At 64.3% G+C, this 17,163-nt stretch carries 16 protein-coding genes and 1 pseudogene; 5 read left to right on the forward strand and 12 right to left on the reverse strand.

Going from position 1 to position 17,163, the window contains the following annotated elements; all coding sequences use genetic code 11:
* From carB to RTQ83_RS00025, 5 genes and pseudogenes are all read right to left on the reverse strand, one after another.
* Positions 1-769 (reverse strand): annotated as a pseudogene (carB, locus tag RTQ83_RS00005) (carbamoyl phosphate synthase large subunit); the annotation flags it as partial.
* The gene (carA, locus tag RTQ83_RS00010) at positions 770-1,933 is read right to left on the reverse strand and encodes a glutamine-hydrolyzing carbamoyl-phosphate synthase small subunit (protein ID WP_312510444.1); all 1,164 of its coding nucleotides are present in this window, start codon (positions 1,931-1,933) and stop codon (positions 770-772) included.
* A gap of 349 nt (positions 1,934-2,282) precedes the next feature.
* Positions 2,283-2,690, reverse strand: coding sequence for a heme-binding protein (locus RTQ83_RS00015; RefSeq protein ID WP_312510445.1), 408 nt, complete (start codon positions 2,688-2,690; stop codon positions 2,283-2,285).
* Between the two features lie 21 nt (positions 2,691-2,711).
* Positions 2,712-3,650, reverse strand: coding sequence for a patatin-like phospholipase family protein (locus RTQ83_RS00020; RefSeq protein WP_312510446.1), 939 nt, complete (start codon positions 3,648-3,650; stop codon positions 2,712-2,714).
* An 89-nt stretch (positions 3,651-3,739) separates the two neighbouring features.
* Complete coding sequence (locus RTQ83_RS00025) at positions 3,740-5,887, reverse strand: TonB-dependent siderophore receptor (protein WP_312510447.1); 2,148 nt, start codon at positions 5,885-5,887, stop codon at positions 3,740-3,742.
* Between the two features lie 288 nt (positions 5,888-6,175).
* Here RTQ83_RS00025 and RTQ83_RS00030 point away from each other — a divergent pair, with 288 nt between their 5' ends.
* The 5 genes from RTQ83_RS00030 to RTQ83_RS00050 all read left to right on the forward strand — a co-directional run bounded on the left by RTQ83_RS00030 (position 6,176) and on the right by RTQ83_RS00050 (position 10,046).
* Positions 6,176-6,895 carry a DUF4198 domain-containing protein gene (locus RTQ83_RS00030; RefSeq protein ID WP_312510449.1) on the forward strand — a complete coding sequence of 240 codons (720 nt, stop codon included), beginning with the start codon at positions 6,176-6,178 and terminating at the stop codon, positions 6,893-6,895.
* Between the two features lie 99 nt (positions 6,896-6,994).
* The gene (locus RTQ83_RS00035) at positions 6,995-7,282 is read left to right on the forward strand and encodes a DUF3649 domain-containing protein (protein WP_312510450.1); all 288 of its coding nucleotides are present in this window, start codon (positions 6,995-6,997) and stop codon (positions 7,280-7,282) included.
* Positions 7,279-8,940 carry a PepSY-associated TM helix domain-containing protein gene (locus RTQ83_RS00040; RefSeq protein WP_312510451.1) on the forward strand — a complete coding sequence of 554 codons (1,662 nt, stop codon included), beginning with the start codon at positions 7,279-7,281 and terminating at the stop codon, positions 8,938-8,940. The genes RTQ83_RS00035 and RTQ83_RS00040 overlap by 4 nt, the downstream gene beginning before the upstream one ends.
* On the forward strand, positions 8,937-9,287 hold the full coding sequence (locus RTQ83_RS00045) for a DUF3325 domain-containing protein (RefSeq protein WP_312510452.1): 351 nt from the start codon (positions 8,937-8,939) through the stop codon (positions 9,285-9,287). Before RTQ83_RS00040 ends, RTQ83_RS00045 begins: the two co-directional genes overlap by 4 nt.
* Positions 9,288-9,386: 99 nt before the next feature.
* A complete protein-coding gene (locus RTQ83_RS00050; protein ID WP_312510453.1) occupies positions 9,387-10,046 on the forward strand; it encodes a hypothetical protein in 660 nt (219 codons plus the stop codon).
* Between the two features lie 471 nt (positions 10,047-10,517).
* Here the strand turns inward: RTQ83_RS00050 and phoR are convergent, their stop codons facing one another.
* The 7 genes from phoR to pstS form a co-directional block, all read right to left on the reverse strand.
* Entirely contained in the window at positions 10,518-11,810 is a 1,293-nt protein-coding gene (gene phoR / locus RTQ83_RS00055; protein ID WP_312510454.1) for a phosphate regulon sensor histidine kinase PhoR, read from the reverse strand.
* Positions 11,811-11,829: 19 nt separating this feature from the next.
* Positions 11,830-12,516, reverse strand: coding sequence for a response regulator (locus RTQ83_RS00060; protein WP_312510455.1), 687 nt, complete (start codon positions 12,514-12,516; stop codon positions 11,830-11,832).
* A gap of 2 nt (positions 12,517-12,518) precedes the next feature.
* Positions 12,519-13,226, reverse strand: a complete 708-nt coding sequence (gene phoU, locus RTQ83_RS00065; RefSeq protein WP_312510456.1) for a phosphate signaling complex protein PhoU — start codon at positions 13,224-13,226, stop codon at positions 12,519-12,521.
* Positions 13,227-13,286: 60 nt separating this feature from the next.
* Positions 13,287-14,090, reverse strand: coding sequence for a phosphate ABC transporter ATP-binding protein PstB (gene pstB / locus RTQ83_RS00070; protein WP_312510457.1), 804 nt, complete (start codon positions 14,088-14,090; stop codon positions 13,287-13,289).
* A gap of 17 nt (positions 14,091-14,107) precedes the next feature.
* Positions 14,108-14,905 (reverse strand): phosphate ABC transporter permease PstA, encoded by a 798-nt coding sequence (pstA, locus tag RTQ83_RS00075; protein ID WP_409456068.1) that lies wholly within the window; start codon positions 14,903-14,905, stop codon positions 14,108-14,110.
* Positions 14,906-14,958: 53 nt separating this feature from the next.
* Positions 14,959-15,984 (reverse strand): phosphate ABC transporter permease subunit PstC, encoded by a 1,026-nt coding sequence (gene pstC, locus RTQ83_RS00080; RefSeq protein ID WP_312510459.1) that lies wholly within the window; start codon positions 15,982-15,984, stop codon positions 14,959-14,961.
* A gap of 95 nt (positions 15,985-16,079) precedes the next feature.
* Positions 16,080-17,117 carry a phosphate ABC transporter substrate-binding protein PstS gene (gene pstS / locus RTQ83_RS00085; protein ID WP_312510460.1) on the reverse strand — a complete coding sequence of 346 codons (1,038 nt, stop codon included), beginning with the start codon at positions 17,115-17,117 and terminating at the stop codon, positions 16,080-16,082.
* Positions 17,118-17,163: the final 46 nt, after the last annotated feature.

The raw sequence follows: 17,163 nt of genomic DNA on the forward strand, positions 1-17,163 counted from the left end.
TCAGGGTCTGTGCCGGAGCCACGGTGATCGAGTCACCGGTGTGCACGCCCATCGGATCCAGGTTTTCGATCGAGCAGATGATGATGCAGTTGTCGTTCTTGTCGCGCACGACTTCCATCTCGTACTCTTTCCAGCCCAGCAGCGACTCTTCGATCAGCAGCTCGTTGGTGGGCGAGGCTTCCAGGCCGCGCTTGCAGATCTGTTCGAATTCTTCGGCGTTGTAGGCGATGCCGCCGCCGCTGCCGCCCATCGTGAACGACGGACGGATGATGGTCGGGAAGCCCAGCTCGCGCTGCACGGTCCACGCTTCATCCATCGAGTGGGCCACGCCCGAGCGCGCCGAACCGAGACCGATCTTGGTCATCGCGTCCTTGAACTTGGAACGGTCTTCGGCCTTGTCGATCGCTTCCGGCGAGGCGCCGATCAGTTCGACCTTGTATTTATCGAGCACGCCTTCGCGGTGCAGATCGAGCGCGCAGTTCAGTGCGGTCTGGCCGCCCATGGTCGGCAGGATCGCGTCCGGACGCTCTTTCTCGATGATGCGCTCGACCACCTTCCAGGTGATCGGCTCGATGTAGGTGACGTCGGCCGTTTCCGGGTCGGTCATGATGGTCGCCGGATTCGAATTGACCAGGATGACCTTGTAGCCTTCTTCGCGCAGGGCCTTGCAGGCCTGGGCGCCGGAGTAGTCGAATTCGACCGCCTGGCCGATGACGATCGGACCCGCGCCGATGATCAGGATGCTTTTGATATCAGAACGCTTTGGCATTTATTTCTTCTCCGGTGCTTGCATGAGGCTGATGAAACGGTCGAACAGGTAGGCGACGTCGGTCGGGCCGGGCGAGGCTTCCGGGTGGCCCTGGAAGCAGAACGCCGGTTTGTCGGTGCGCTCGAAGCCTTGCAGCGAGCCGTCGAACAGCGAGACGTGGGTCACGCGGCAGTTATCCGGCAGCGACTCCGGATCGACCGCGAAGCCGTGGTTCTGCGAGGTGATGAGCACCTTCTTCGAATCCAGGTCCTGCACCGGGTGGTTGGCGCCGTGGTGGCCGAAGTTCATCTTGAAGGTCTTGGCGCCGGAAGCCAGCGCCATGATCTGGTGACCGAGGCAGATGCCGAAGGTCGGGATGCCTTTTTCGATCAGCTCGGCGGACGCCTTGATCGCGTAGTCGCACGGCTGCGGGTCGCCCGGACCGTTGGCCAGGAAGATGCCGTCCGGGTTGAGTGCCAGTGCATCGGCGGCGGTCGACTGCGCCGGCAGCACAGTAACCTTGCAGCCGCGTTCGGCCAGCATGCGCAGGATGTTACGCTTCACGCCGTAGTCGAAGGCGACCACGTGGTACTGCGGATTCTCCTGCTTGCCGAAGCCTTCGCCCAGCTTCCATTCGGTCTCGGTGAACACGTACGGTTCTTTCACCGACACCACCTTGGCCAGGTCCATGCCCGAGAGGCCCGGGAACGAACGCGCCAGTTCCAGCGCCTGCGCTTCGCTTGGCTCGACGCCTTGCGATGCGGTCAGGATGGCGCCGGCCTGGGCGCCCTTCTCGCGCAGGATGCGGGTGAGTTTGCGGGTATCGATGCCGGCGATGGCGACCACGTTTTCTTGCTTCAGGTAGTCCGACAGCGATTGCGTGGAACGGAAGTTCGACGCCAGCAGCGGCAGGTCGCGGATGATCAGGCCGGCGGCGTGGACTTTCGATGCTTCCACGTCGGCGCTGTTGACGCCGTAGTTGCCGATGTGCGGGTACGTCAGGGTGACGATTTGACGCGAGTAGCTGGGGTCGGTGAGGATTTCCTGGTAGCCAGTGATAGCGGTATTAAAGACCACTTCGCCGGTCGTGTGACCGGTGGCGCCAATGGAATATCCTTTGAAAATCGTTCCGTCGGCAAGGGCCAGGATGGCCGGGACGGCTGAGCCAGAAAAAAATGGCGGCAAGGGTAACTCCCGAAAAAGTTACCGTAGCTGCGCCACGTCAGACCGACATCCAACACACCAGGGCGATACCATCTCGCCGGGGGTTGGAGGCCATGTTGAATGAGGGATGGTGGTATGCGCTACGGCTGAGGTTTGAATTAGTTAAACTTCCAAATTATAGCGCGGATCGGGCTGTTCGGCAATGCGGCGTCGCCACAAATTCGAGGCCATTGTTTCCTTGCATGACATCCGGAAGGCCGCGCTCTGCCCTCTTGCTTCCCTGACGAAACATTGCTTTGCAATGCAACATCGGCCTGCGTGCAGAGCACGGCAGGCCGATGTCGGGGTACTACCGGAAGCGCTGATCAGCTCATGCGCCCAGCGCCGCGATGCCGGCGCGTGCGATCTGCACGTCCTGCTCCGACTTCACGCCCGAGACGCCGACCGCGCCGATCACGTGACCGTCGACGATCACCGGCACGCCGCCTTCCAGCATGCCTTCCAGCTTCGGCGCGCTCAGGAACGACATGCGGCCGTTGTTGACCACGTCCTCGTAGATCTTCGATTCACGACGGCCCAGCGCGGCGGTGTTGGCCTTGGCCGGCGCGATGTACGACGACACCGGCGGCGCGCCGTCCAGGCGCTGCTGCCACAGCAGGTGGCCGCCGTCGTCGACAATGGCGATCGAGACGTTCCAGCCGTTGTTGACAGCTTCGGCTTCTGCGGCGGCGCCGATGGTCTTGGCGTCCTGGAGGGTCAGGTAAGGTTTGGTGTTCATGTGTTGTTCAGTGCTGGTGGATTAACGTGGTGCCGGTGCAGGTACGACCGGATACTGCTTGAGTTTGAGCTTGGCCTTAATCTGCGGCATGACGGCGGCGGCGGCCTGCTCGCCGGCCAGGATCGCCAGGTTGCGGCCGGCGAAGTCGCTCGAGCCCATATTGCCGAGCGCCGGCGTGATGACGATGTCGGCGTCTTTCAGCTCGAAGTGGTTCAGGCGCTGGCCCATGATGCTGAAGGTCTGCATCAGCACGTCGAGCGAACTGGCCGTGGCCGCGCCCTCCGTTGCACTCGATATATTCACCGCGATAATGAAGTCGGCCCCCATCTCGCGCACGAAGCGCACCGGCACCGGCGCCACCAGGCCGCCGTCGACATAGGTCTTGCCCCCGATGACCACCGGCTGGAACACGCTCGGCACCGAGGACGAGGCTCGCACCGCCATGCCGGTATTGCCCTTGTTGAACAGGATGGGCTGGCCGGTCTTGAGGTCGGTGGCGACGGCGCCGAAGCGCAGCTTGAGCTTTTCCATCGGCACGTTGCCGATCGCCTTGTTGACGTAGTTCTGCAGCGCCTCGCCCTTGAGCAGGCCGGTCGATTTGGAGAACAGCGGCAGCGCCCAGTCCGAGATGGTCGCTTCGTCCATCGCCAGCGCGGTCTTTTGCAGCGCGAAGCCGTTCAGGCCCGAGGCGTACAGCGAACCGACCACCGAGCCGGCGCTGGTGCCGACGACGATCTCGGGCACGATGCCCTGCGCTTCCAGCGCCTTGATCACGCCGATGTGGGCGAAACCGCGCGCGGCGCCGCCGCCCAGGGCCAGGCCGATGCGGACTTTCTTCGGTTGGACGGGGGCCGCTTGCGCGACCGGAGCCGGGGCGGCCGGCGGTGGAGTCGGGGTGCTGCCGCAGGCGGTCAGGAACAGGGCCGCGCAGGCCAATAAGGAGGAACGACGAGAGAACATAAAGGGGGCCGGAAAGAACGAGACGCGATTGTACATCGGCTGCACATCGCCCGGTTCCGGCCGCCGCCGATACCCCCCCTCCGCAGCGCTTACAGACTACCGCGCAGCGTCAGCGACACATTGCGTGGGTCGCCGTAATAGAACGACACGCTCGATGGACCGATCTTCTTGTAATAGGTCTTGTCGAACAGGTTGTTCACGTTCGCCTGCAGCGACAACGTGTCGCTGAAGCGGTAGGCCAGCATCGCATTCGCAATCCCGTACCCGCCCTGGCGCGAGGTCAGTGCACCGGCGCGCACGTAGTTATCGCTCTGCACCTGCACCCCGCCACCGACGGTCCAACCCGGACCCGAGCGGTTCGGGCTATAGCTGGTGAACACGCGCAGCTGGTGTTTCGGGTCCTGGCTGCGCAGCGGCTGGCCGACATTCGCGGCGCTGGAGTCGACCAGGTATTTGGTGCGGGTGTTGGTGTAACCGGCCATCATCTGCCAGCCGGTCAGGATCTCGCCCGAGAGTTCGGCCTCGAAGCCTTCGCTCCTCTGCTTGCCGCCGGCGATGCGGCAGAAGCCGGTGGTGAAGTACGGCACGCACGGGTTGATCGAGGTACTGTCCTCGATCGCGCGGCCCACGTTCTCGATGCGGAACAGGCCGAGCGAACCATTCAGGCGCCCGCCGAAGAATTCGCCCTTCACGCCCAGTTCATAGTCTTCGCCGGTGATCGGATCGAGGATCTGGCCGTCGGCGCCGCGCACGTTCTGCGGCGTGAAGATCTCGGTGTAGCTGGCGTAGGCGCTCAACTCGTTCGAGATGTCGTAAACCAGGCCCAGATACGGTGTGACTTCGCGCGTCACCTTGTAGCTGGCCGAAGCATTGACCTGGGAATCGTTTTCCCACCAGCTCAAACGGCCGCCGATGATGGCGGTGAGCGGATTGGCCAGCGACAGGCGCGCGGTAGCGTAGGCGCCTTCGGTGGTGGTTTCCACCGGCGGGATGCCGGTCGCGGGCAGCGTGACGTCGCGTTCCGGATAGTCGGTGTACGGATCGAAGTCGCGGATGTCGATCAGCTGCGGGTACAGGTTGCCGGCGCCGCGGGTGCCGATCGAGCGGTTGTGCACGCGCTCGGCGCCCAGCACCAGCTGGTGCTTGCGGCCGAACAGCATGAACGGACCGTCGGCCACCAGGTTCATGGCCTGCTGGCGGCTGTCGTCGCCGGTGTACTGGGCGGTGGTGATCGTCATCAGGTAGGGATTGGTCGCGTTGGCGGCGCGCGAGACGAAGGTCTGCTTGAAGGCGCCGTCCTTCAGGCGCAGCGCGGTGTAGCCGGCGTTGGCACGCACCGTCCACTCGTTGGCGAAGCGGTGCTCGACTTCGAGCTGGGCCTGGTCGTTGTAGCGGTTCCACTTGTTCCAGTCGACGCCGAGGTAGGTCTCTTTCGGCAGGTTCAGCGCCGAGCCGTCGATATTGCCCGGCAGGCCGCCCCAGGCGCCGGTGGCATCCATGTCGGTGTGCTGGAGCGAAGCGGTGACGGTGGTGTTCGGGGTCAGGTCGGCCTGCACCACGCCGTACAGCACTTCGCGGTCTTCGCGCTTGACGTCCTGGAAGAACTCCTTCTTGTCCTTGACCGCCACCAGGCGGCCGCGGATCGAACCGCTTTCATTGAGCGGCGCCGAGACATCGGCTTCGACGCGGCGGCGTTCCCACGAGCCGACCGTGATCGCGCCATTCGCCTGGAATTCTTTGGTCGGGCGCTTGCGCACCATGTTGACGGTGGCCGACGGATTGCCCGAGCCGCGCAGCATGCCCGAGGCGCCGCGCAGCACTTCGACCCGGTCCAGCACCGCGGTATCCGGTTGCACGAAGGCGGCGCCGGACTGGCTGAAGGTCAGGCCATCGACCTGCAGCGCGTCGATCGAGAAGCCGCGCGAGTTGTAGCTCAGGCGCTCGCTGTCGGTGTAGTCGACCTGCACGCCCGGGGTGTTGTTCAGCACATCGGTCAGGTCGAGCAGGTTGCGCTCGTCGAAGAACTGGCGCGTGATCACAGTGACCGGCTGCGGCGTGTCGCGGATCGCCTGCTCGCCCTTGAACAGGGTCGAGGAGCGGGTGGTGAAGGATTTGCTCTTCTCGGTGGTGGCGTCGTGCTTGCCGATCACGTTGACGGTCGAGACGCCATCCTGCGCCAGTTCGTCCGGCGCGGCTAGTGCGGCATCGGCCGCCACTGCACCCATCGGAGCCAGCAACGCAGCGGTTGCGCACAGTGCGGCCGCCTGGCGCGCGAGGCGCGCGACAGGCGTTGGGTTGGATACAACAGATGGCACTGGACGCAACATGAAGACTCCCTTTGGAATGGTAAAATGAATGTTTGGAAATGAGAATGATTCGCATTATAATTCGCATTCTAAAGTTGATGCAATGCACATATTGAACGGCGCAGTCGAATCCGCACCGAACAATGCGTGCCTTTCCACGATCCCGGCGTGGCCTGCGTTACCAACCTCATTCATTAAAAAGAGAAAGAGAAACAACACATGAACAAGATCCTGCTCGCTTCCCTCGCCCTTGCCTTCGCCGCCCCTGCCGCGCAGGCGCACCACGTCTGGCTCGAGCAGGATGGCAAGGCCGTCAAGCTGCAGTTCGGCGAATTCGGCGACAACCAGCGCGAAACCACGCCCGGCCTGCTCGACATGTTCGTGGCGCCGAAGGCGACCCTGGTCGGCGCCAAAGGCGAACAGGCACTGACGCTGGACAAGACCGCCAAGGGCTTCGTGCTGTCCGGCGTGCCGGCTACGGGCGAGTCGATCGTCGCCGAAGACAACGCTTATCCGACCTGGGAAACCAAGGAAGACGGCAAGACCCTGACCCACGTTTGGGCCCCGGCCGCGCGCCTGGTGAACGGCTTCGCCGCGCGCCAGCCGAAGCTGGCCTTCGACATCGTCCCGACCGGCAAGCTGGGCGAATTCAAGGTGTTCTACAAAGGCCAGCCGATGCCGAAGGTGAAGGTGCACGCCGTGATCCCGAACGGCTGGACCAAGGAAGCCGAGTCGGACGCCGCCGGCGCCGTCAAATTCGACCTGCCGTGGAAAGGCGCCTACGTGCTGGAAGCGGAGCACGTGGACAAGACCCCGGGCGAGCGCGCCGGCAAGCCGTACGCCAGCGCCACCTACGTGACCTCGCTGTCGTTCGTGAACCCGACCGGCCTGGCGGCGATGGCGGCCGGCCCGGTGATGGCGCCGAACCCGAAGCACTGATCGCCTGAACTTCCGGCGGCGCGGCCACGACGGCGCGCCGCCGGCCGATTGTTTTTTTATCCGACGTTGTATCGCGCTCCACCAGAAAGGCCGAACACCATGACTCCCACCACCTGGCGCTACCGCGGCGCCGTCGCCTCGCGCGCTGTGGCCGCAATCGGCGGCGGCTACGTGCTGACGTCGAGCGCGATCGCCCTGATCGCGCTGGCGCTGCCGCTGCCGCGCGCCGACGCCGTCACCCTCGCCACCCTGCTCTCCTTCGTCATCTACACCTGCGCCATCCTGTGGGTGTTCGCCACCCATAGCGCGACCCGCGCCTGGGTCGGCATCATCGGCGTCAGCGCGCTGCTGTACGCCGTACTGTGGCTGGCCGGGAGGACGTCATGAAAGAAGGCGTGGTGGTGAAGGAAGGCCTGCGCCAGTCGATGTCGTGGGTGCATACCTGGGCCGGTTTGCTGGTGTGCTGGCTGCTGCTGCTGGTATTCATGGCCGGCACCGCGGCCTATTACCGGCACGAGATCACGTTCTGGATGAAGCCCGAGCTGCACAAGGCGGCCGACGCGCCGTCGAAGATCGCCAATGCCGACGCCGCAGCCCTCGCCGTGCGCGGCCTGCAGGAGCGCGCACCGAAGGCGAGCGGCTGGTTCATCGACCTGCCGTCCGAGCGCAATCCGCTGATCAGCGCCAGCTGGACCAATCCGCCCAAGAAAGGCATGAGCCGCGAAGAGCGCCGCAACGCCTTCCGCCAGCAGAACTTCGTGCTCGATCCGATGACGGGCCTGGACACCGCCGCCCCGCGCGACACCCGCGGCGGCGAGTTCCTGTACCGCCTGCACTTCGACCTGTACTACATGTCGGCGCTCTGGGGCCGCTGGATCGTTGGTATCGCGGCCATGTTCATGCTGGTGGCGATCATCAGCGGCGTGATCACGCATAAGCGCATCTTCAAGGACTTCTTTACCTTCCGTCCCAAGAAGGGCCAGCGTTCGTGGCTCGACGCGCACAATGCCACCGCGGTGCTGGCGCTGCCGTTCCACCTGATGATCACCTATACCGGCCTGGTGACGCTGATGTTCATGTACATGCCGTCGCCGACCAAGGCAGTGTATGGCGAAGACCAGAACGCCATGTTCGCCGAAGTCTTCATGAACGTCGACCGCACCAAGCCGGCGCGGGCGGCGGCGCCGCTGGTCGACATCGCGCCGATGCTGCAGCAGGCCGAACGCGCCTGGGGCGAAGCGCCGACCCGGGTCGTGGTCAGCCATCCGAACGACGCCAATGCCAAGGTCGAACTGTTCCGTTCTTCGGGCCAGCAGCTGTCGAACATCGAGCCGTCGATGACCTTCAATGGCGCCACCGGCGCGCTGATCTCGTCCACCGGGGACATGAGCACCACGCTGTCGGCACGCGCCGCGATCTACGGCCTGCACGTGGCGCACTTCGCCGATTCGCTGCTACGCGCCCTGTTCTTCATCTGCGGCCTGGCCGGCTGCGCGATGGTCGCCACCGGCGCGCTGCTGTGGGGCGTGAAGGAGCGCCAGAAGTACGCCAAGGTCGTGGCCCAGGGCGGCAAGGTCGGCTTCGGCGTGCGCCTGGTCGACGCCCTCAACATCGGCGCCATCGCCGGCCTGCCGGTGGCCTTTGCCGTCTACTTCTGGTCGAACCGGCTGCTGCCGCTGGACCTGGCACAGCGTACCAATGCGGAGGCCAACTGCTTCTTCGCCGCCTGGGCCGCGTGCGCGATCCTGGCCCAGATCCGGCCGACGCGCGGCATGTGGCGTTTCCAGCTGACGCTGGGCGCCGTGCTGCTGGGCGGGCTGCCGCTACTGAATGCCGTGACCACCAATACCCATCTGGGCGTCAGTCTGTTCGGGGGCCCGGGACTGCGTCCGGTGGCCGGCTTCGACCTCGTCACGCTGGCACTCGGCCTGCTGCTCGGCTGGGCCGCCTGGTGGCTGGGCCGCAAGGGCAAGAAGCAGGCGGCGGCCAAACCGGCCGCGCCGGCTGCCGCCGCCAATCCACCCGCACCACTGGAGGCCGCATGAACATGCTGATTCTGAGCGGCGTTGCCCTCGCCTTTAGCGGCTTCGCCGCCAAGGGCGTGGTGATGGACCGCCACTATTCCGACATCCACGGCCGCGGCAAGGAGCCGGACTCCGCCACCCGGCTGCGCATGCGGCTGCTCGGCTGGTTGGCGCTGACGCTGTCGTTCATCGCCTGTATTGGCGCCAGTGGCTGGCACATCGGGCCGGTGCTGTGGTGCGGGGTGCTGTCGATTGCGGCGTGGACGGTGACGCTGCTGCTGCAGTATGCGCCGCGCAAGGTGCTGGTGGGCGTCTGGATCGGCATTCCGGCGGCGCTGCTGGCGGCCGGGCTTCTGATCGTCCGTTGAAGCGAGGTGGCTGCCAGTTGTCGCTGGCTGCGGCCATTTCCTGTAACTACACGTGATACTTTCAGTTAAAATTCCATCTGGAATTTTTCTGAGACTATCATGACCACTTCGATTGCCGGTGCGTTCGCCAGTCTGGCGGCGCTCGAGCTGATGACCGCACGCCAGCGCATGGCGATTGAACGCCATCCGGCGTGCGCCGCCTTCCTGGCGCTGCACGATCCGGTGCAGCAACTGCTCTGGATGCACGAGCACAAGATCGTCACCGAAGACGAGCTCGACGACATGATGCGTTTCGATGATGAGCCATCCGAGCGCGAGGCGATCCTGCAAGCCGCGATGCAGGAAATCGAGCGCGCCAACGACCTGCGCAACGGCCGCCTCCTCGATGCGTTACTGAAGGACGGCATCATCACCCCCACTCAACATGCCGCCGCCCGCCGCGACCCATCCGGCCTGCACAACAACAACGCGGCTGACCTGCTGTACGAGCTGATCTTGTTCGAGATCGTCACCCCCGCCGATTTCGCCGCCACGCGCCGGCGCATGCGCGCCAATGCCGGCGCCAGCGGCGGACTGCAGCGCCTGCAACTGGTCGACCAGGTCCAGTCACGCCTCGATGCCTTGAAAAAGATCCGACGCCGCGAAGCCCAATCGATGCTGCTCTACACCGACCCGGCCCGGGCTAAACGGCTTGGCTGGACCTACCTCGGCGCCATCGCCCTCGCGATTGCTGCCTTCATCTGGCTCCTGCTCCGCTGACTGCACCCCAAATAATTAGGGTCAGAGTCAAATTATTGAGCAATTTCTTCTGTCAATTGCTCACTCGCCATGCACAGCCAATTATGCAGATCAACTTTCCGAAAAGACAATTAGGGTCAGAGTCGTTTTAAAGTTGCTCGTTAAATCGACTCTGACCCTAATTAATTTGCAACGAAATCGGCGCCGAAAATATCCTTGCTGCACAGCCTGAGACAAAAAACCATTCAGCGACAGCGGGCGCGGCCCGATCAATATCTCTTAGCCCAACAATTGCCCCAAAAATAATTGGGGTCAGAGTCAAATTGTTGAGCAATTTCTCAGAATTGCCAACAATTCGACTCTGACCCTAATTATCCGCTGGGTAAGATTCAATCAGGCTATTACTGTTCAGCTTTGTCGCCCAAGTATTTCAAAGTTGTCAAACAATTCGACTCTGACCCCAATTGAAAAGTAATTGGGGTCAGGGAAGGATTAGCCGGGCAGCGAGGTGTTCGGGAGCGAGGCGGAGAAGGTGCTGCCCTTGCCGGGGATCGAGGTGATCGTCAGGCGACCGCCGTGGCGCAGCAGGACGTGCTTGACGATCGCCAAGCCCAGGCCCGTGCCTTGCGTTTCGCGCGAACGGCTCTTGTCGACGCGGTAGAAGCGCTCGGTCAGGCGCGGGATGTGCTCGGGGTCGATGCCGATGCCGCAGTCGGTCACCGAGAAGCTCAGCGCATCCTGGCCGCGTGCCCATTTCAGGCGGATGGTGCCGCCGTTCGGCGAGTAGCGCACCGCGTTCGAAGCCAGGTTGGCAAAAGCGCTGCGCAGTTCTTCCATGCTGCCCATCACGTCCGGACCGTCGACCTCGACCTCGATCTGGTGCCGGCCGCCCGACAGCGCGCGCGCTTCCGCTGCGATCGAATCGACCAGGCCATGGATGTCAACCCGCTCGCGCTTGAGCGGATACTCGTCCGACTCCAGCCGCGACAGCGTCAGCATGTCCTGGATCAGGCGCTGCATGCGGTGCGCCTGTTCCGTCATCAACGTCAGGTGCGACATGCGGGTGGCGACATCGATGCCCGGATCGGACATCGCGATTTCGAGGAAGCCGACGATCACCGTCAGCGGCGTCCTCAACTCGTGCGAGGCGTTGGCGATGAAGTCGCGCCGCATCGCTTCGATGCGCTCGGTGTCGGTGGCGTCGTGGGTCACCAAAATCTGCCTCCGGTTCTCGAACGGGATGATGCGGCACTCGAGCTTGCGGCCGCGGAAGGACAGCGTCAGCGGCTGCTCGTAGCGCCCCAGGATGATGTAGTCGATGAAGTCCGGATGGCGCACCAGGTTAGTGACGCGCAGCCCCTTGTCGCGCTCCATCGTCATGCCCAGGTGCTTTTCGGCGGCCGGATTGCACCACTCCAGGAACAGTACGTCGTCCATGATCGCCACGCCTTCCGGCAGCAGCTGCATGGCCTGGCGGAAGCGCGCCAGCCATTCGGTCAGCTCGAGCTGATGCCGTTCGTCGTCGCGCCGCAGGCGATACAGGCGCGCGAACGCGTCGGTCCAGGCGCCCCACCCGTCCGGCAGCCGCGTGCTTTGCGGCTCGTCCAGCCACTGGCCCAGCCGGTACAGGTAATTCAGCTGCACGAACACCGCCACCACCAGCGCCAGCAGCGCGATCACCAGTCCGGCAACCGGGCCGGCCATCCACCACACCACGCCGGCACCGGCGAACAGCAAGGCCAGACGCAGCAGCGCCGGGACCCAGAACAGCAATTTGGGATTCATCGTGACCCGAACAGAAGCGTCATTTCTCGGACAGCATGTAGCCCACGCTGCGCACGGTGCGGATCAGCCCATCGGCCGATTTCAGCGCCTTCCTCAGCCGCAGCACGTGCACGTCGACCGTGCGCTCTTCGATCACGGCGTGGTCGCCCCACACCTTGTCGAGCAGCTGGGCGCGCGAGAACACCCGTTCGCGGTGCGCCATCAGGTACTTGAGCAGCTTGTACTCCGCATTGCCGATGTCGATCTGCTGCCCTTCGACGGTGACGGTGCAGCTGTTCGGATCGAGCGTCACCGCGCCGGCGCGCAGCGGCGCCTCGGCCAGGTGCGGGCTCTTGCGGCGCAGCAGCGCGCGCGAACGGGCCAGCAGTTCGCGCGGCGAGAACGGCTTGGTGATGTAGTCGTCGGCGCCGTTATTCAGGCCGGCCAGCTTGTCCTCTTCCATGCTCTTGGCGGTCAGCATGATCACCGGCAGGTCCTGGAAGTCGCGGTCGGCGCGCAGGCGCGACAGCAGGCGCAGGCCGCTCTGGTCGGGCAGCATCCAGTCCAGCAGGATCAGGTCGGGCTTGCCGCGGCTGATGCTGTCCCAGGCGCCGGCCGTGGTATCGGCCGTGCGGATGTCCCAGCCCGCTTCGCGCAACGAATACGTCACCAGCTCGACGATCGCCGGCTCGTCCTCGACCACGAGGACGGAAGTCGTGTCTGCCATCCTCAGTTCGCCTGTGCCTGGGTCTGATCCAGCGCCACGTTGGTGTGGCGGATGTCGCGCCCCTCGACCACGTAGATCACGTATTCGGCGATGTTCTTGGCATGGTCGCCGATGCGTTCGATGGCTTTCGCCACCCACAGCGTATCCAGCGCCGACGAGATCGTGCGCGGGTCTTCCATCATGAAGGTAATGGTGCTGCGCAGGATGGTGCGGAACTCGTGGTCGACCACTTCGTCGGCCGCGATCAGCTGCAGCGCCTGCTTACCGTCGAGACGGGCGAACGCGTCCAGCGCATCGTGCAGCAGGTCGCCGGTGGCGCGCGCGATGGTGCGGATGGTGTCGAAGTGGGCGATGCCGACCACGCCACGCTCGTGCAGGCTCTTGGCGGTGCGCGCGATCTTGGTCGCTTCGTCGCCGATGCGTTCGAGGTCGGTGATCACCTTGATGGTGGCCATCACGGTGCGCAGGTCATTGGCGGTCGGCTGGCGCTTGACGATCAGGTGGCTGCAGGCGTCGTCGAGCGAAACCTCGAGCTGGTTTACCGCCTGGTCTTCGGCCATCACGCGCTCGGCGCGCGCCGTGTCGCCGACGCGGAAGCACTCGATCGCTTCCTCGAACTGGGTTTCCACCATGCCGCCCATCAGCAGGACCTTGGAACGGATGCCTTCCAGCTCATGGTCGTACTGCTTGGATGAATGCTCGCCTGTCATACAACTCTCCGTCTGATATTCTTGTGAATGGGTCTGATTGCGGTACTATGCGGTCCAGGATCAGCCGAAGCGGCCGGTAATGTAATCCTGGGTTTCCTTGCGCGCCGGCTTCATGAAGATCTGGTCGGTCTCGCCGAATTCGACCAGTTCCCCCAGGTACATGTACGCAGTGTAATCCGAGCAACGCGCCGCCTGTTGCATATTGTGGGTCACGATGGTGATCGTGTAGTCCTGCTTCAGCTCGCTGATCAGTTCTTCGATCTTGGCGGTCGAAATCGGGTCCAGCGCCGAGGTCGGTTCGTCGAGCAGCAGCACGTCCGGCTTGACCGCCACGCCGCGCGCGATGCACAGGCGCTGCTGCTGGCCGCCCGACAGCGACAGGCCGCTCTTGCCCAGCTTGTCCTTGGCTTCTTCCCACAGCGCCGCCTTTTTCAGCGCCCATTCGACGCGCTCGTCCATCTCGCCCTTGGAGAGGTTCTCGTACAGGCGCACGCCGAAGGCGATGTTGTCGTAGATCGACATCGGGAACGGGGTCGGCTTCTGGAACACCATGCCGATCTTGGCGCGCAGCATGTTGACGTCGACGCCCGGCTCCAGGATGTTGCGGCCGCGGTACTGGATCGAACCCTCGGCGCGCTGGCCCGGGTACAGGTCGTACATGCGGTTCAGGGTGCGCAGCAGGGTCGACTTGCCGCAGCCCGACGGGCCGATGAAGGCCGTCACCTGCTTGTCGTGGATGTCGAGCGACACGTTCTTCAGGCTCTGCGTTTTACCGTAGAAGAAATTCAGGCCGGAGATCTCGATGGTCTTGGTCTTCGCGGCTGCGGCCGTGGCCGGGATCGGGTTTGCCATAGCTTGGGTCATGGTTTCGTCAGAATAAATTAACGTGGCGTCTTCTGGGTGAAGACGGTGCGCGACAGGATGTTCAGGAACAGCACGGTGAAGGTCACCAGCAGTGCGCCGCCCCAGGCCAGCGAACGCCAGTCGTCATACGGGCTCATCGCGAACTTGTAGATCACGGACGGCAGGTTGGCCATCGGCGCGTTCATGTCGGTGCTGAAGAACTGGTTGTCGAGCGCGGTGAACAGCAGCGGCGCGGTCTCGCCCGAGATACGGGCCAGGGCCAGCAACACGCCGGTGATCACGCCGGCCTTCACGGCGCGCAGGCGCACCATCAGGGCCACCTTCCAGCGCGGGGCGCCGAGGGCGAACGCGGCTTCGAGCAGGCTGTTCGGCACCAGGCGCAGCATGTTGTCGGTGGTACGCACCACCACCGGCACCGCGATCAGGGTCAGCGCGATACTGCCGGCATAGCCCGCGAAGTGCTGCACCTTGGCCACGTACAGGGCGTAGACGAACAGGCCGATCACGATCGACGGCGCCGACAGCATGATGTCGGTCACGAAGCGGGTCACCTGGCCGAAGCGGTTGGTGTCGCCGTATTCGGCCAGGTAGATGCCGGCCAGGATACCGATCGGGGTGCTGACCAGGGTCGACAGGCCGACGATCATCAGGCTGCCGACGATGGCGTTGCGCAGACCGCCGCCTTCGCTGCCCGGCGCCGGGGTGTCGCCGGTGAAGAAGGTGCCGGTCAACGCGCCCAGGCCATTGGCCAAGAGGGTCCACAGGATCCAGGCCAGGAAGCCCAGGCCGATGGCCATCGCCACCACCGACAGCATGATGCCGACGCGGTGCGCCAGCAGGCGCTTGCGGTAGACGGGATTCGTCACGTTCATTTCGTACCTTCCTTGCGGGACATACCCGCCAACATCAGTTTCGCGGCCGACAGCACCAGGAAGGTGATGCCGAACAGGATCAGCGCCAGGGCGAACAGCGAAGCCACGTGCTCGGGCGTTGCCGCTTCGGCGAATTCGTTGGCCAGGGTCGACGAGATCGAGTTACCCGGCATGAACAGCGAGCCCGACAGCGCATGCGCATTGCCGATCACGAAGGTCACGGCCATGGTTTCGCCCAGCGCGCGGCCCAGGCCCAGCATCACGCCGCCGACCACGCCGGTACGGGTGTACGGCAGCACCACCTTGCGCACCACTTCCCACTTGGTGCAGCCGAGGCCGTATGCGGATTCCTTGAGCACGGTCGGCACGATCTCGAACACGTCGCGCATCACCGAAGCGATGAACGGGATGATCATGATCGCCAGGATCAGACCGGCGGTCAGGATGCCGATGCCCATGGTCGGGCCCTGGAACAGCGCACCCAGCACCGGCACCTGGCCCAGCGTGGCTTTCAGGAACGGCTGGATGTGGTCGGCGAACAGCGGCGCGAACACGAACAGGCCCCACATGCCGTAGATGATCGACGGCACGCCGGCCAGCAGTTCGACCGCGGTGCCGAGCGGACGGCGCAGCCAGGTCGGGCAGATCTCGGTCAGGAACAGCGCGATGCCGAAGCTGATCGGGAACGCCACCGCCAGTGCGATGAACGAGGTGGCCAGGGTGCCGTAGATGGCGATCATGGCGCCGAATTCGTCGCCCACCGGATCCCATTCGACGCGCGTGATGAATGCCGCGCCGAACTTCTCGAAGGCCGGCGCGGCGCCGATCGCCAGCGAGATGATGATGCCGACCAGTGCCGCCAGCACCGAGACCGCGAACAGCAGCGTGATCTTGTGGAAGAAGAAATCCTGCATGCGCTGGTTGCGCATGGTCTTGTGCAGGGCGGCGTACTGACGCGCCTCAATGTCGGCTGTCGCTTGCGCGGGCAGCTTGTTCAGGGTCGCGGATGGGTGGGCGCTCATAGTGTCGTCACTGAGTGTTTAATAGCTTTTTTGTCAATCACACTGGCGAACGAAAGGGCCGGAACGCGCCGGCCCACCTCGTGTCGCTGATAGTTTTACCAGAGCGCCTTGCCGGCCGCGTCTTTCATGTTGGCCTTCCATGCGTCCTGCACCAGCTTGGTGACGGCGTCCGGCATCGGCACGTAGTCCAGCTCGGCCGCTGCGGCGTCGCCGTTTTTATAAGCCCAGTCGAAGAACTTCAGCACCTCTTTGCCCTTGGCGGCGTCGGCCTGCGACCTGTGCACCAGGATGTACGAGGCGCCGGTGATCGGCCAGCTGCCCTTGCCGGCCTGGTCGGTCAGGACCACGCCGAAGCCCGGGGTGCCGGCCCAGTTGGCGCCGCTGGCGGCCGCCATGAAGGCGTCGTCGCTCGGCTGCAGGAAGGCGCCGTCCTTGTTCTGGAGCTGGGTGTGTGACATCTTGTTCTTCTTGGCGTAGGCCCACTCGACGTAGCCGATGCCGCCCTTGATGCGCTGCACGTTGGCGGCCACGCCTTCGTTGCCCTTGCCGCCCACGCCGACCGCCCACTTGACGGTGGTGCCTGCACCAATCGCTTTTTTCCATTCTGGGCTGGTCTTCGACAGGAAGTCGGTCCACAGGAACGAGGTGCCCGAGCTGTCGGCGCGGCGCACCACGGTGATGTCCGTATCCGGCAGCTTGACGCCCGGGTTCAGCGCGGCGATCTGCGGCGCGTTCCACTTGGTGATCTTGCCCAGGTAGATGTCGGCGATCACGGCGCCGGTCAGTTTCATCTGGCCCGGGGCGATGCCCGGCAGGTTCACGATCGGCACCACGCCGCCCATGATGGCCGGGAACTGGATCAGGCCCGCGCTGTTGAGTTCATCGGCAGCCAGCGGCATGTCCGAGGCGCCGAAGTCGACCGTCTTGGCCTTGATCTGCTTGATGCCGGCGCCCGAACCGACCGACTGGTAGTTCAGGCCATTGCCGGAAGCGGCCTTGTACATCTCGGCCCACTTGGCGTAGATCGGATACGGGAAGGTGGCGCCGGCGCCGGTGATGTTGGCGGCCTGTGCGGAGGCGGCGAAGGCCGATGCGGCCAAGGCGATGGAAACGAAAACTTGCTTCATGCGCATATCAGATCCTCTGGAAGTGAAAGCTCGGGACAGCCCCGCTGACGAT

Origin of the sequence: Massilia sp. (assembly GCF_031995545.1) — a bacterium.
Lineage (GTDB): Bacteria > Pseudomonadota > Gammaproteobacteria > Burkholderiales > Burkholderiaceae_D > Telluria.